The sequence below is a fragment of the Teredinibacter haidensis genome, from assembly GCF_014211975.1.
GTDB classification, from domain to species: Bacteria; Pseudomonadota; Gammaproteobacteria; order Pseudomonadales; family Cellvibrionaceae; genus Teredinibacter; species Teredinibacter haidensis.
In genome coordinates, this window is the sequence record NZ_CP060084.1 from 4,607,337 (window position 1) to 4,621,984 (window position 14,648).

General features: G+C 47.4%; 11 protein-coding genes. 6 read left to right on the forward strand and 5 right to left on the reverse strand.

Features of this window, described 5'->3' with window-relative positions; all coding sequences use genetic code 11:
• Nucleotides 1-100 precede the first annotated feature (100 nt).
• Together nhaD and H5715_RS18805 are read right to left on the reverse strand one after the other, a co-directional pair.
• On the reverse strand, nucleotides 101-1,342 hold the full coding sequence (gene nhaD, locus H5715_RS18800) for a sodium:proton antiporter NhaD (RefSeq protein ID WP_075186493.1): 1,242 nt from the start codon (nucleotides 1,340-1,342) through the stop codon (nucleotides 101-103).
• A 558-nt stretch (nucleotides 1,343-1,900) separates the two neighbouring features.
• Nucleotides 1,901-2,290, reverse strand: a complete 390-nt coding sequence (locus tag H5715_RS18805) for a hypothetical protein (protein WP_175574285.1) — start codon at nucleotides 2,288-2,290, stop codon at nucleotides 1,901-1,903.
• Nucleotides 2,291-2,770: 480 nt separating this feature from the next.
• On the opposite strand from H5715_RS18805, the gene yfbR reads away from it, so the two are divergent.
• On the forward strand, nucleotides 2,771-3,394 hold the full coding sequence (yfbR, locus tag H5715_RS18810) for a 5'-deoxynucleotidase (RefSeq protein ID WP_075186495.1): 624 nt from the start codon (nucleotides 2,771-2,773) through the stop codon (nucleotides 3,392-3,394).
• Between the two features lie 36 nt (nucleotides 3,395-3,430).
• Here yfbR and H5715_RS18815 read toward each other — a convergent pair whose 3' ends face one another.
• On the reverse strand, nucleotides 3,431-4,081 hold the full coding sequence (locus tag H5715_RS18815) for a hypothetical protein (RefSeq protein WP_075186496.1): 651 nt from the start codon (nucleotides 4,079-4,081) through the stop codon (nucleotides 3,431-3,433).
• Nucleotides 4,082-4,246: 165 nt separating this feature from the next.
• On the opposite strand from H5715_RS18815, the gene H5715_RS18820 reads away from it, so the two are divergent.
• The 5 genes from H5715_RS18820 (at nucleotide 4,247) to H5715_RS18840 (ending at nucleotide 9,704) form a co-directional block, all read left to right on the forward strand.
• A complete protein-coding gene (locus H5715_RS18820; RefSeq protein ID WP_075186497.1) occupies nucleotides 4,247-4,942 on the forward strand; it encodes a hypothetical protein in 696 nt (231 codons plus the stop codon).
• A 1-nt stretch (nucleotide 4,943) separates the two neighbouring features.
• Complete coding sequence (locus H5715_RS18825; RefSeq protein WP_075186498.1) at nucleotides 4,944-5,669, forward strand: hypothetical protein; 726 nt, start codon at nucleotides 4,944-4,946, stop codon at nucleotides 5,667-5,669.
• A 259-nt stretch (nucleotides 5,670-5,928) separates the two neighbouring features.
• Complete coding sequence (locus tag H5715_RS18830) at nucleotides 5,929-7,050, forward strand: SGNH/GDSL hydrolase family protein (RefSeq protein WP_083608098.1); 1,122 nt, start codon at nucleotides 5,929-5,931, stop codon at nucleotides 7,048-7,050.
• Nucleotides 7,051-7,266: 216 nt separating this feature from the next.
• A complete protein-coding gene (locus H5715_RS18835) occupies nucleotides 7,267-9,045 on the forward strand; it encodes an ABC transporter transmembrane domain-containing protein (RefSeq protein ID WP_075186499.1) in 1,779 nt (592 codons plus the stop codon).
• A gap of 35 nt (nucleotides 9,046-9,080) precedes the next feature.
• On the forward strand, nucleotides 9,081-9,704 hold the full coding sequence (locus H5715_RS18840) for a class I SAM-dependent methyltransferase (RefSeq protein WP_075186500.1): 624 nt from the start codon (nucleotides 9,081-9,083) through the stop codon (nucleotides 9,702-9,704).
• Between the two features lie 313 nt (nucleotides 9,705-10,017).
• On the opposite strand, the gene H5715_RS18845 is transcribed toward H5715_RS18840, so the two are convergent.
• On the reverse strand, nucleotides 10,018-11,436 hold the full coding sequence (locus tag H5715_RS18845; RefSeq protein WP_075186501.1) for an efflux transporter outer membrane subunit: 1,419 nt from the start codon (nucleotides 11,434-11,436) through the stop codon (nucleotides 10,018-10,020).
• Nucleotides 11,433-14,630, reverse strand: a complete 3,198-nt coding sequence (locus H5715_RS18850; protein ID WP_075186502.1) for an efflux RND transporter permease subunit — start codon at nucleotides 14,628-14,630, stop codon at nucleotides 11,433-11,435. The genes H5715_RS18845 and H5715_RS18850 overlap by 4 nt, the downstream gene beginning before the upstream one ends.
• Between the last annotated feature and the right edge of the window lie 18 nt (nucleotides 14,631-14,648).

Consider the following 14,648-nt stretch of genomic DNA (forward strand, 5'->3'; position numbering starts at 1 on the left):
TTTCCTCCTGCAACTGATAGCTTAGAGAGCGTAATGTGCACCACCTTCTTTCTTGTGATGCACATCTGTATTCCAATTTTTGGTCGAGTAGCTAAGCGACCTATAGTACCCGCTGTGCCATCCAATAGCTCAACCAGTAGCCCACCGAATAGGCAGTGAGCAGATAGCCAGCCATGGAAAGGTATGAGAAAAACGTCAGCTCCTTTACCTTACTCATGGCGATAATCCCTGCGGCGGAACCAATGATCAATACTGAACCGCCCACGCCGGTGGCATAAGTAACCGATAGCCAGCCGGCCAGATCCATCTCAACATTGGCTTTTAGCAGGGCAGCAGTTAATGGAACGTTGTCTAGCAAAGCAGACATCAAACCCAGAATATAATTAGCGTAGGGCGTTTCCATTACATCGTAAATCTGGGTCAGATGGCTGAGTACACCAATCTCTTTCAGCATTCCAACAATTAACAGTACACCGAGGAAGAACAGCAGCGTATCGAACTCGATTTCGCGAATATAGTTGAGCATATTGCGGTTTGTTTTTTTGCGGAACAAATACTGCGCTACTAAAAACATGCAGCTAAGGCCAAACAAAAAGGTCAGAACGGGAGGAATGTGGAAAAAAGCGTTCAACAAGAGGGTGGCAAGAATTGTCGCCAGAAAGATAAGGGCAATGGCGATATCGGTACGCTCAATGGGCTGTATCTCTGTATCGAATACAATACGGCCGCGCATACGAATCGACAATAATCCGCCCAGAACCAGTACCGCACATAGAGATGGCGCTATAAGCAATAGCAGATCGGGAATCGTGACCTTACCGGCTAAAAAGATCATCAGCGTGGTGACGTCACCCGTAATCAGAGAAACACCACCGCTGTTTACTGCAAACACGGTGAGGGTTGCATACTTCAACCGCTTGCGGGGCTGTACCTTCAAACTGGTAATGACCGCAAGAGCCACCAATGTAGCGGTTACGTTGTCCGCGAAGGATGAAAACAAAAATGCAAAACCACCCAAAAGCAACATTAAAGTGCGTTCGTGTAGCTCGCGCGGCAGTATGCGCTGAACCACAGCATTTACGAAGCCCTTGCTGTTGAGGTAGGCGACAAAGGTCATTGCCGACATTAGGAACAGCCAGAGTATGGCAATTTCCAGCAGGTTTTCGTTTAGTTGCTCGGTAACTGTCTGGGCGCCAGATCCGTGCAGGGGAAACAGGTAAGCGAGCAGCCAGCAAAGGGTGCCAATAAACAGGGTGGATTTGGCTTTGTTAATATGGATAAGGTCTTCAAACACCACCAATAAAAAAGCCGCGACAGCCAAAAGCCCAATAACATAGGTCATACATCACCCAGGGGAAAGAGTTGCGAGAGGGCGCGGATTTTAGCGCTAAGGGAGGCAGCTGCCAAATAAATTTTAGAAAGAAATGTGGGGGCCCGAATTCACCGTACTTTTGTCTCTATCAAATGCACCGTGTTCGGCCGAGAGTGATTTTGCATTGATGCCAATATAGAACAACTGAGTCGTGCTTTTAGGGGGCATCGGAACCCGGATTTGGTGCATGTGAGCATAGAGCCGATATTCGCTTGTGTCGGCTTAAGACCTAATGTGAGGCCGCGAGCAGGAGCTGCGATTAGGGATATACCGAGCTAGGTTATGTGCGGTATGTCGATGGTTGGCCCGAGTCCCTCCCTCTATGGGTGTCGCCATTACTGATTTGCCATTTGAGCTGGTAGCCAATGATAAACCAGATATTGTTCACTACTAAATGTTGGTTTACTGTGTTTTCACCGAACTGTGTTTTTTCGAGAGGGTTAAGATAGCTATGAATTGGCACACTAAGATTGTAATAAAGGCCGTCTACGCCCTGTAAATCTTTTACCCTTATGCCGATAGCAGCGTCTATAGTGGCGACTGGTGTGCGATACGGTCATCCAGTTCGGTATGCCGATAGTTTTTTTCGTAATAGCCGATGGCAGTACTCCAGTAAAATTTATCGCCGAGCGCTCTGCCGTACAAGAGTTCCGGCCCCTTAAATAGCCCTTCGATATTGGATACATCAACAAGCCCGGCGGAGTCGTGTGATAACTGTTCTTCTGTTGCCTCTACATCCCTATACATCAAGCGCATACGTTGCTTGTTACTGAATTCAACACCCGGCTCGCCGGCAAAACGTTTGAATATATTAAATACCATCTTACTCAAATCGTAACCAGTAAAATATTCATTAGCGTGGGTGGTTGGGGTCAGGCTGAGGCTGAAGCTGAAGTAAGATAAATGATAAGGGAACACAAAATTCTCAACATAAAATTTAACTTCATTGTTCAAGTTTTCATATAGACACTAGCAGAAAATTATTACGTTTGTTTTTGCTCTGACGACTATGTTCGACATTGTCGAGATGCAAGTGTCCGTAATTAAATTTGGCGATGTGTTTTACGCTCGCGCTCGCTCGGACAAAAACGTTTCGATGTTCGGTCTATCGCGGTCGCAATTGTGCCTGTATCCACGTCGTGCAATAGGGCAAAGCTTCTAGTCTGATGGGCGATCAAAAAAAACAGAAATGTGTCGATGCGAGCAGATGCCCTAAATGATCGACCGGTATTGTACGCCGTCCTTAAACGCGCCAGACCTAGCGCGTACAAAGCTGCCGTTTAGTTGGACAAATAAGGGTCGATATCTGCATTCGTATTTTGGTATTCTATTTCCTTATAAATTGGCGGTGAAGGTTTCCGTTGGTCCCCAGTTATTACCTGATAAAACGAGGCAATTATGCAAAGCCATTTCTTCGCCTATATTAGCAAAATTCGTTGGATTATCCGTTGGGGCTTAAAGCGCAACGCGATACCTGAAAACGTTATGGAGCACAGTTGGGAGGTGGCGACCATTGCCCACGCCATGGCGGTGATAGGAAACAGGCGTTTTGGCCGTCAGTACGACGTAAATGCCGTTGCCACTGCCGCGCTGTATCACGACGTATCCGAGGTGATAACTGGCGATATGCCTACGCCTATCAAATACCACTCCCCAGGAATGCAGCGTGCGTTTAAAGAAGTCGAGGTTCAGGCAGAGCGAGAGCTGATTGGCTTGTTGCCGGAGGATTTGCGCGAGGATTTTACGCACCTTGTTGTCTCCGCTGAAGTGCCGAAGGATATTAAGCGTATCATTAAGGGTGCTGATACCATTGCTGCTTTTCTTAAGTGTCAGGAAGAACTAAAGGCGGGTAATAAGGAGTTTTCAAAAGCCGCAGAAGATATTGTCGCACGTATATCAGGGTTTGATATGCCTGAAGTGGATACCTTTTTAGAGATATTTTCGCCGAGCTATAAACTGACTTTGGATGAATTGCTTAATGGTAACGATAAGGTAAGGAAGCTTCCGCTTCATCAGCAATAACGGAATAGTGGTGGCGCTATTGTGTGGCTTGGTAGTTTATTTTTTCGAATATCTCTGGTATTTAATTTTCTCGAAAAAAGTTTTTAAATGGTTTTTTCTAAGGTAGACCGAAAAGGCAAAAAGGTTTACCCAGAACAGGAGGGAGAGAAAGTTATAGTAGATGCTTAAGGTTTTTGGTGATCCCTTTGATACGCCTAGAAATGTTGAGCTTATTAGAAACACCGAAATGACCAGTGTGATCTGTGTCATATTGGTGCAGTTATGAATGTGTTGATTGCTTCTGTTCCAGAGGCTAAGCGTTAAATAGTACACAATGTGGACAAGAATGGCCGTGTAGATATGGTTGAACCTTTCACCCAACAATTCAACGCCCTTTGTACTTTCTCCCGTATGTGTGAGCTGTATAAGAATAATAAGTGAAATAAAACCGGCAGAAATGCCAATGGTGCGGGCGTAAACAAGTTGGTAGGGGCTGTCTTCAGCGTCTGTTTTGTTTTCAATTAGGTAACTGAGTAGACAGAAAAGAATCAGAACAGGGAATGCTAGAACCACAACGTAGGAGGAAATTTCCGGTACGGCTGATTTTGTAGAAACAAGTGTCACCACGCAAGATAAAATTACAGCGTAATACGGGGATTTTTTTGGGCTGAACATGCTTAAGAAGGTTGATACGGATTCACTGAGCATTTCAAATTGTCCTGTCCGTGGTTCTTTTTTATAGTAGCATCGGTCCCCACTATTTGGAATTGCTTAGCCAGTGAATAAATGGCGCACATTTAGTTAATAGAAAACATTGTTGATAAACGGAATAACCTTTTTGCAAACAAGGGAATGCTTAGTGTGAGCCGTAGGATGACAAAAATATTGGGTGTTTTTAGCTACTGTCTGGGTTTAAGCGCTTGCTTCGACTATCGGCAGGAGCTTCAGGTAAACTATGACGGGACGTTTATCTACGATATTGAATTGGCGTTTAAAAAAAGTGAGCTGGATAATTTGGGTGCGACTTTTGAAACGTCTTCCTGTAATACAACCTTGGCGCCAGTGTTTGATGATCCCGATGTAAAACTACAGTTTTTGCATGCACGTAAGTACGATACAGGTTCGTCTAATCGCTATCTCGTTTGTCGGTATCGACTTAATGGTCATATAGACGAAGGGTTTGCCTGGACATTGAGATCGAAGGGAGAGGTGTTTGTAGGCGATATGTTTAAGGACTCTATGGGCTTATCGGTAAGCCTGAAACGAGAGCGCGACGATACTTATCGCTTGCAAGCGGAGCATATTGTCGTTCCACCTGAACCTATCGATCCAAAAACAATAGGGGATATTGCCAATTGTGAAGGAGTACTGGGGTGGGTCGTTAAAGTGCCGAAAATTGTGGAAACGAATGGCCGTATCGATTCAGTGAATCGCGTGTCATGGTCAGTTTGTAATCGTGATGCGTATAAGGGGTACCCCTATACGCAAAAATTTTATGTAACGTTTACAAACAATGTGGGTTATTGGGAGCGCTTATTACGTTTTATTCCCACCATGGTAGCGCAGTAATATGCCTGTTTCTGGCATTGCACGAGTGCGCATGTTTATGCGTTTTCTGCTGGGCGTAAGTTGCTTATTGTTTTCCGGTTGTTTTCAGTACGACCAAATTTTCACCGTTCGTGAAAATGGTAACTTCGACTATAGCCTTAAGATGGTTTTTAGTAGTGACCATTTATTCTATTTTGACATCCCCTTAGAAGACAGTAGTTGCCAGTCGGAATTCTTTCCCGTTGTGAGCAATAAAAAAATAACGGTTCGTTTGGTTAGTGCGGAAATCGATAAGAGCAATAATATCAACAGTTTTTTGATTTGCAGTTATGCCATATCCGGCAACGTGAAAGATTCATTTTCCTGGCGTTTACATTTAACGAGTGAGAAAGCATCCAAGCCTAAGAATGTTTTGGACAATCTCTTTTTCGATATGTCGCTACAGCGCCAATCATTGGGGGTCTACAAACTTGCTTCCAAACAGATTGTATCGCCAGCGCAGCGGGAGGATCCCTATAAAAAGGCCTCTGTGCGCAGCTGCTCTTACAAATTGGCGTGGTCTGTTGAAGTACCCAAAATTATCAGCAGCAATGGTATTCAGCTTGATAAAAGCAAAGCCACCTGGCAGGTCTGCAGTGAGGATGCTCAGCATGGGTTCCCCTACACGCGTGAGTTTTATGTGGTGTTTAAGCTTGCAGATAGCGTTTGGGAGAGACTGTTGCAACGTATTTCGAGGCTACTGGGGTAAACATGTCTTCACGCGTTTTAGGGGTTCAATACCGTCTACACTTTTATTGCTCTGTTTTTTGATCGTGGGGGGTTTAACGGCCGACTTCCCTTTTGATGCGTTCCTGCTATTAAAAATGGAGTGCTAAAGTATGAAGTTATGGCCGGATGAACGTCTGGCAACGTATAATTGACCGAACTGAAGCACTCGGCTGAGAGCGCTGTATAGCGGCGATAGTTGAGAGTATCTCAATAAGTTGTATCTAAAGGGGCCTGTAAAAGTGATAGACAATAATATTCAACGCGGTGTCGGTATAGCCGCACGCACGATAGTTTTCGGACTGATCGCTAGCGTCATGATTGCCTGTGGCGATTTAAATTCAGAATCGGAAATGGCGGCAACGACCGATGTTGCGCCGAGTAACCCGCTTATCGCGCGTTCAGGGCGAGTAGAGGTGTTGGATAATGGGGCAGTTCGTTTTGGCTTCCCTGGTGTTTCATTCAAATTTGAATTTACGGGCAGCTCTTTACAGCTCTTGGCCAGCAGTGAACAGGGCAACAGCTATCTGGACATTGTGGTTGATGGTGAATCCAGTGTTATCAACATCCCACAAAATCCCACAAAAATTGCCTTGCTTTCGGGTTCAGCCATTGGCAAGCATTCGGTTGAAATCTTTAATCGATCAGAAACCTGGCACGGTATTACGACCCTTTCTTCAATAGAGGTTGGGCAGGGAACACTGCTGGCTAAGCCAGCGTTACCGGAGCGAAAAATTCTGGTTATTGGAGACTCTATCACCTGTGGCGAGGCCATTGAATCACCGGCAGAATGCGGAACTAAAGCCAACGATTGGTGGAATCCGCGTTTATCCTACGGCATGTTGATGGCGGCAGAGTTTGATGCGCAGGCGCACCTGGTATGTATGGGCGGGCACGGCCTTATTCGCAACTGGGACGGCGTAACAACCGATATCAATGCGCCGGTATATTATGATCTCGCCATTGTTGCTGGCGATGCATCGGTGTCATGGTCGCAGGCGGACTATACGCCGGATCTGGTCTATATTGCGCTGGGCACCAATGACTTCAGTACCCACGCTGGGCCAATACCCTCAGAGAGTGATTACGTAGAGCCCTATATCGGCTTTGTGAAGAAGATTCTGTCGGATCATCCCAATACCCAGGTAGTGTTAACCGAAGGTCCAATGCTTGATGGTGAAGCAAAAGCGGCCCTGTCAAAGTACCTTGGCATAACCAAAGCCAGGGTCGGTAGTGATCAGGTTCATGTCGTGCACGCAAAGAAATACCCCAGCGGCCCCTGTGATTTCCACCCAGGAAAGGCAGAGCACGCGGGCATTGCCGCAGATATCATTCCGCCAATCAAAACCATTATGGGCTGGTAGTAGCGCTCGACTTGCCGAATAGCGCCGTATGGTTTGCGCTTTTCTTCAACTGTTAAGCAGCGGCGATTGATATCAATCGCCGTTTTTGATTGTGCTGCTGGCATTGGCTAAAGCAAACGCCGGTCAACGGCGAATAAGGAACTTTCTTGCAACGCTGACGTTTGTTCCGATTTTGTTATACAGTGTTGTGAATAGCCCGCCGGTATGGACAAGAGAATGACTGAATCGTCGACAGCAAGCTCTAAAACAAACAAATCTTTGTACACCCTGTGGCCCATTGTGGGGTTTGTTCGCCCTTATACCAAACGAGCGATTGGCGCCGTTATTGCGCTGGTATTTGTCGCGGCCATCAGTTTGTCCATTGGGCAGGCGGTGAAGCTGGTGATAGACGAAGGGTTTGTTGCGCAATCGGAATCGCAATTGGCGGCAGCCATTGGCTTAATGTCAGTACTGATTTTCTTAATGGCAGCTGGAACCTTTATCCGCTTCTACCTTATGTCCTGGATGGGAGAACGGGTGAGCGCCGATATTCGAAAAGCCGTATTTGAACGGCTGATATCCCTTCACCCCAGTTATTTTGAAGAAAACCTGAGCGGCGAAATTATGAGCCGCCTCACAACCGATACCACCTTACTGCAATCCATCATTGGCTCATCGTTTTCTATGGCGTTGCGCAGTGCACTGACGCTGGTAGGTGGTTTGGTCATGCTGCTTATCACCAATATTAAACTCAGTTTGATCGTGTTAAGCGGGATTCCTTTTGTGTTGTTACCCATGGTGCTGTTTGGCCGTCGTGTGCGCAGCCTGTCGAGAAAAAGTCAGGATAGCGTTGCAGACGTTGGCGCCTACGCCGGGGAAATAATTCAAAACATCAAAATCGTACAGAGTTACACCCGCGAGCGGGAAGAAAAAATTGCCTTTGGCGACGAAGTCAACGCAGCATTTGAAATTGCCAGAAAGCGTATTCGTCAGCGTGCTAGCTTAATCGCCGTTGTTATTTTATTAGTCTTCACCGCTATTTCCATGATGCTCTGGGTAGGTGGAACCGATGTTATGCGCGGGAACATGAGCGCGGGTGATCTGGGCGCATTTGTGTTCTACGCGATTATGGTTTCCATGTCGTTGGGCACGTTATCGGAAGTGTATGGTGAGTTGCAGCGCGCGGCGGGAGCGGCAGAAAGGCTGATGGAGCTGCTATCGGTAGAGCCGCAAATTAAAAGCCCCAACAAGCCACAGGTGCTAAACGTCGGCAGCGCTACCTCTGCGCTGGAGTTTAACAAGCTCAGCTTTTCCTACCCCTCCCGACCAGAACAGTTGGCATTAAAAAATATTCAGCTAAACATAAAAAAGGGCGAAACTATTGCTTTGGTTGGCCCATCGGGTGCCGGTAAAACCACATTATTTGAATTGTTGGAACGATTTTACGACCCACTCGAAGGCGAGGTTCGGGTGTTTGGCTGCGCGTTAAAAACGCTAAATATTCAGGCGGCTCGACAAACGATTGGGCTTGTACCACAGCAACCTATCCTGTTCAGTGCCGACGTTTGGCACAATATACGCTATGGTAGGCCCGAGGCCAGCGATGAAGAGGTTCAGGCCGCAGCGCGGCAGGCCCATGCGCACCAATTTATTCAAGCATTGCCGCAGGGTTATGGCAGTTTTTTAGGTGAGCAGGGCGTGCGACTTTCCGGTGGACAAAAACAACGTATTGCTATTGCCAGAGCCATACTAAAAGATCCGGCAATTTTATTGCTTGATGAAGCGACCAGTGCACTGGATGCCGAAAGTGAGCAGCATGTTCAGGCGGCGTTAAATGATCTAATGAAAAACCGAACCACACTGATTATTGCCCACCGCCTTTCAACGGTTATACATGCCGACCGTATTGTGCTTTTGGATAATGGTTGCATCGTGAAAGTGGGGACACATCTAGAGCTGCTGGCGACTTCGCCGCTGTATAAGCGCTTGTGCGATTTGCAGTTCAGGAATGGTTGATCGATGTAAACAATCGTATATAAAAGGAGGACGAAGTGAATAAGGACAGTAAATTCTGGGACAATATTTCTGAGCGCTATGCAAAAATGCCCATTGCCGATGAAGAGGCTTACCAGAAAAAACTCGCCGTTACACGAGAGCACCTTAGCTCGGAAATGAATGTTCTGGAGTTCGGCTGCGGTACGGGCGGTACCGCCATAGCGCACGCGCCTTTTGTAAAACAGATTCTGGCAATCGATATCTCTGCGAAAATGATCGACCTCGCGCGAGGCAAAGCCAACACGGAGAATGTTCACAATATCACTTTCAGACAATCGACTATTGACGAAATCGTGATACCGGATGAAACGCTGGATGTTGTTCTTGGTTTGAGTATTTTACACCTGCTGGAAAGTAAGGAAGATGTTATCGCCAAGGTTTATAACATGTTAAAGCCAGGTGGTACGTTTATTACCAGCACCACCTGCCTTGGCGATACCATGAAGTTCTTTAAATTTCTCGCGCCTATCGGACGTTTCCTGGGTTTCATGCCGCTGTTGAAGGTCTTTCCCCGCGAAGAATTGGAAGGCGCTATTGTGGATGCAGGTTTTCATATAGATTACCAATGGCAACCAGCCAAAGGAAAAGCAGTTTTTATTGTTGGCAAAAAGGTGGTTTAGACTTTTTCTGCGGCTTTCGTTTTTTTAAAAGCTGTAGCATCATACTTCTATCATGCCACGGCTCTAGGCTACCCTGTCGGCACTAGTTCAATGCTTCTAAGCTCCTTCATATACTGCTCGGCTTTTTGTTTCAACTCACGGGCTGCGGCTGAATTTAAATGGGCGCCGCGAGAAACGATTTCCTGAGTATTAAATAGTTCAGATACGTCTTCGCGCGGGGCGCCTGCAGTTAACACTTGGGAAACCTTTTTTCGGTGCGATTGTACCGATGTCCTTCGGTACCTTTATTTTGCTTTATGTCTCAGGCATTTCTCTACCCGTTTTTAACGACGGGCCAGCCACCGCCAAGATTTTTGTATATGTCGACCAAGCGCTGAAGAATGGCCTCCTCGCTCTGAATTAGTTGCTGCGCAGTATTCAGTCTGACTTGCTCTGCATCCAACACGTCGCGTAAATCTCCCCGACCTTTTTCATAGGTCTGGCGGGCAATATTGGCGGCTCTACCACTGGCCGAAGCTGCTTGGTGTAAACGCTGACGACGCAGTTCCTCCTGAGTGAAGCTAGTGATAGCGTTGTCGGTTTCGGTGAGAGCAATGAGTACGGTTTTTTCAAATTCAGCCAAACGAGCCTGCGCGCGAGCATCTGCTGTCGCGATTTGGCTTTTGACTCGGGTAAGGTCTAGAGCTGCCCAACGTATCGCCGGAGTAAAGCGAAAGGTTTCGCTGGGCTCCTCTCCCAGACGTGACCATTCTGTGGAGAGGTAGCCGAAATTGCCGGTTAGGGAAATTTGCGGATAAAAATCGGCTACGTGCAGATTGTATTCGGCTATCGCGCCTTTCAAAGCCTGTTCGGCGCGGAGAATATCTGGGCGGCTTTTTAATAGATCTCCTGCCTGGCCTATAGCAACCGAGGGTGGCACCGAAGGTAGCTTGCCGTCGAACTTTATCCGCTTCGACAACTCTTCTACACTTAATACCGTCAACACGCTTAGACGGTTCAAACCGAAGCGGTAATTTTGTCGTAGAGCAGGCAAATGCGCTGCTGAGATTTCATATTGTGCTCTGGCTCTCGTTAGGTCGAATTCGGAGCTGCGACCGACCTCGGTAAAGCCTTCTACCAAGCGCAAGTTTTGTTGCTGAATATCAACTCCACGCTGTGCGACGTCCATTTGCGCTTTCAGAGCCTGTACGTTCAAGTAGGTGCTGGCTACTTCCGCAGCCAAGCTGATTTGTACTCCATGAAAATCCACCTCATTGGCGCGGAGTTGGGCTTGGGACAATTGGACTTGATTGTGAATGCGGCCAAAAACGTCCACCTCCCAGGATAAGTTCATGCCAGCGCTGTAACGCTCGGAAATACCGCTGGCAGGCGAAATATCCCGGCTGCTTTGTTCTCGTGTACCCGAGATTTCTGTCGTTAGTGAAGGTAGGTAGTCTAAGCGGTTGTACCTTAACAATGCCCGTGATTCATTGATCGCTGCTAAGGCGATACGTATGTCATGGTTGGCGGTTAACGCTTGCTGAATTAGATCACCGAGCTGTTCATCCTCCAATTCCTGCCACCAGAGTGCGACAGGCAAGTGATTGTTGATGGACGTATCACGGCTCACCATTTGACGGAATTGCATATCTGGTAACTCGGCGCCTGAAACCGTATTGTTCGCGTCGCGGTAGGACACGCAACCAGAGATCAATAAAGTGGCAATGCTCAAGGCAAAAGGAAATTTACTCATGCTTCGGCCTCCTTCTGTAAATTGGCACCATCTTCCGAAGGTGTCGCCGAGTTGGTTGTCGGTTTTAAGCGCTTCTCTATCGAACGCAGCAACACATAAAACACTGGCGTAAAAAACAGGCCAAATACGGTTACGCCGAGCATGCCAGAAAACACGGCAATACCCATAACATTGCGCATTTCCGCACCGGCACCTGTTGAAAATACCATAGGTACAACGCCCATAATAAAGGCGAAGGACGTCATTAAAATCGGACGCAAACGCATATGGCTTGCGGTAACGGCAGCCCGATAGGTTTCCATTCCTTCAATCTCCAGTTCGCGAGCGAACTCCACGATCAAAATGGCGTTTTTACAGGCGAGCCCTGCGAGCACAAACAAGCTGACCTGGGTAAATATATTGTTATCGCCACCAGTCAACCAAACGCCGGCCAGCGCCGCCAAAATAGAAAGTGGTACCACCAATATAACAACCATGGGTAAAGCTAGGCTTTCGTATTGTGCGGCGAGTACAAGAAACACTAGAATCAAACACAAGGGGAAAATGTAAATGGCGGTGTTTCCAGACAAAACCTGCTGGTAGGTGAGATCCGTCCATTCATACTCTATTCCCGGTGGTAACACCGATTCCAACACCTCGTCAATGGCGCTTTGCGCCTGCCCACTGGAATAGCCTGGAGCTGCACTCCCGTTTAAATCGGCAGCCAGGTACCCGTTATAGTGGGTAGCGCTTTCCGGCCCGAAACTTTCCTGCATCTGTAGGACTGAAGCCAGTGGCACCATATCGCCTGCGGTATTGCGAACTTTTAGATTAAGCGCATCTTCCTTCGTTCTACGAAACTCACTGCCGGCTTGAGCAATAACCCTATATGTGCGACCAAATTGATTAAAGTCGTTGACGTACAGAGACCCAAGATAGACCTGCATGGTCTCGAATATATCCTGAAGGTTTAAGCCTAACTGTTTGGCCTTGGTGCGGTCGAGATCGGCATATAGCTGGGGCACATTAATTTTGTAGTTTGAATACACGCGGCTCAACTCAGGCCGCTGCATGGCCATTTGCTGAACCTTGGCAACGACGTCCGCCAATTTTTCATAGCCGAGCCCTGCCCTATCTTCAATTTGAAGTTTGAAGCCCCCGGTAGTGCCCAATCCTCTCACCGGTGGTGGGGGGAATATGGCAATAAAGGCTTCTTCGATGCCGGCAAACTTCATTTGCAGCCGTTGGGCAATTGCGGCGGCCGACTCGGATTTGTCTTTACGGTCGTGAAAGTCTGTAAGCGGTAGAAAAACGATACCTGCACTGGAGCTGTTTACAAAGCCGTTGATGCTCAACCCAGGAAATTGTATCGCATGAGCAATGCCCTTTTCTGCACGCGCGATTTCGCCCATTTCTTTGAGTACTTCTCGCGTTCTGGACAAGGTGGCCCCATCGGGCAAATTCGCGAAACCAATCAGGTATTGTTTGTCTTGTGCAGGGACAAAACCCTTGGGAATATTGTTGAAGCCAAACCATGTAATTCCTAAAAACACGGCATATACCACCATCATGATGGTTTTTCGGCCCAATAAACCTTTAACTCCACGGCCATAGCCCTTGGCGCTTGCACCGAATCCACGATTGAACTGGCGAAAAAAACCGCCGAAGACTTTGTCCATGCCGCGTGTTAATGCGTCTTTGGGTTCGTCTCGTCCCTTTAGCAACAAAGCAGACAAGGCTGGGCTGAGTGTTAGTGAATTAACCGCGGAAATGACTGTGGATATTGCGATCGTCAAAGCAAATTGTTGGTAAAACTGTCCGGTCAAACCACTGACAAAAGCAATGGGTACAAATACCGCTACAAGCGTTAGAGAAATAGCAATAATGGGGCCGCTGACTTCCTGCATTGCTTTATATGTTGCCTGGAGAGGGCTCAGTCCTTCTTCGATATTTCTCTCGACATTTTCAACTACCACTATAGCGTCATCCACAACAATGCCGATGGACAGCACCAAGCCAAACAGCGATAAAGTGTTTATGGAAAAACCGAAAACGTGCATGAGAGCGAAGGTGCCGATGATAGAAACTGGCACCGCTAAAAGCGGAATAATCGATGCTCTCCAGGTTTGCAAAAATACAACAACAACGAGAACAACTAAGAGCAGTGCCTCCAATAGCGTTTTAACCACGGCTTTGATGGAGCCTCGAACGAATACGGTGGGGTCATAAACCAATTCATAACTCATGCCTTCGGGAAAGCGTGGGGCGAGCTTTTCCATTGTGCTGCGCACGTCATCGGATATTTGAATCGCATTAGCGCCGGGCGTCTGAAAAATGGGAATGGCTACAGCGGGTTGATTATCTAACATAGCGTTCAAACCAAAATCAGAGGCTCCGAGTTCGATTTGTGCGACATCACGCAGGCGAGTTATTTCTCCATGGCTACCTGCTTTGATAATAATCTCACCAAATTCTTTTGGCGTATTTAAACGACCTTTCGCGTTGATGGGAAGCTGCACTTCGATTTCGTTGGCGATGGGCGCGCCACCAATAAGTCCCGCCGCCACCTGAATGTTTTGTTCGCGAATGGCATTCACGACATCACTAGAAGTGAGGTTATATTGGGCAATTTTATCCGGGTTCAGCCAGATTCGCATGGCGTAATCGCCTGAGCCGAACAAGCGTACCATGCCGACACCCGGTACTTTGGCCAGCTCATCTTTAACGTTAAGAACGGCGTAATTCCGTAAGAAGAGATCGTCATAACGCTGGTCGGGAGAGGTAAGGTGCACGAGCATCGTCAAGTTCGGAGAGCTCTTCGCAACGGACACACCGATCTGGCGGGTAACTTCCGGCAATCTGGGTAAGGCCTGCGATACGCGATTTTGTACCATCTGCTGAGCCAAATCTGGATCTGTGCCGATTTTAAATGTCACCGTTAACACCATTCGGCCATCGGTGGTAGCTTGGGAAAACATGTAAATTATGTTTTCCACACCGCTGAGCTGCTCTTCTAGCGGTCGGGCCACGGTTTCGACAATAACTTTGGGGTTAGCACCAGGGAATGAGGCATTCACCACTACCGAAGGTGGTGCGACTTCTGGGTATTCAGATACAGGCAACTGGAACATGGCCAGTAAACCCGAAATAAAAATGAGCAGTGAGATCACTCCAGCGAAAATGGGGCGATCCACGAAAAATCGTGAGATATTCATAGTATTTGCTTAATTTGG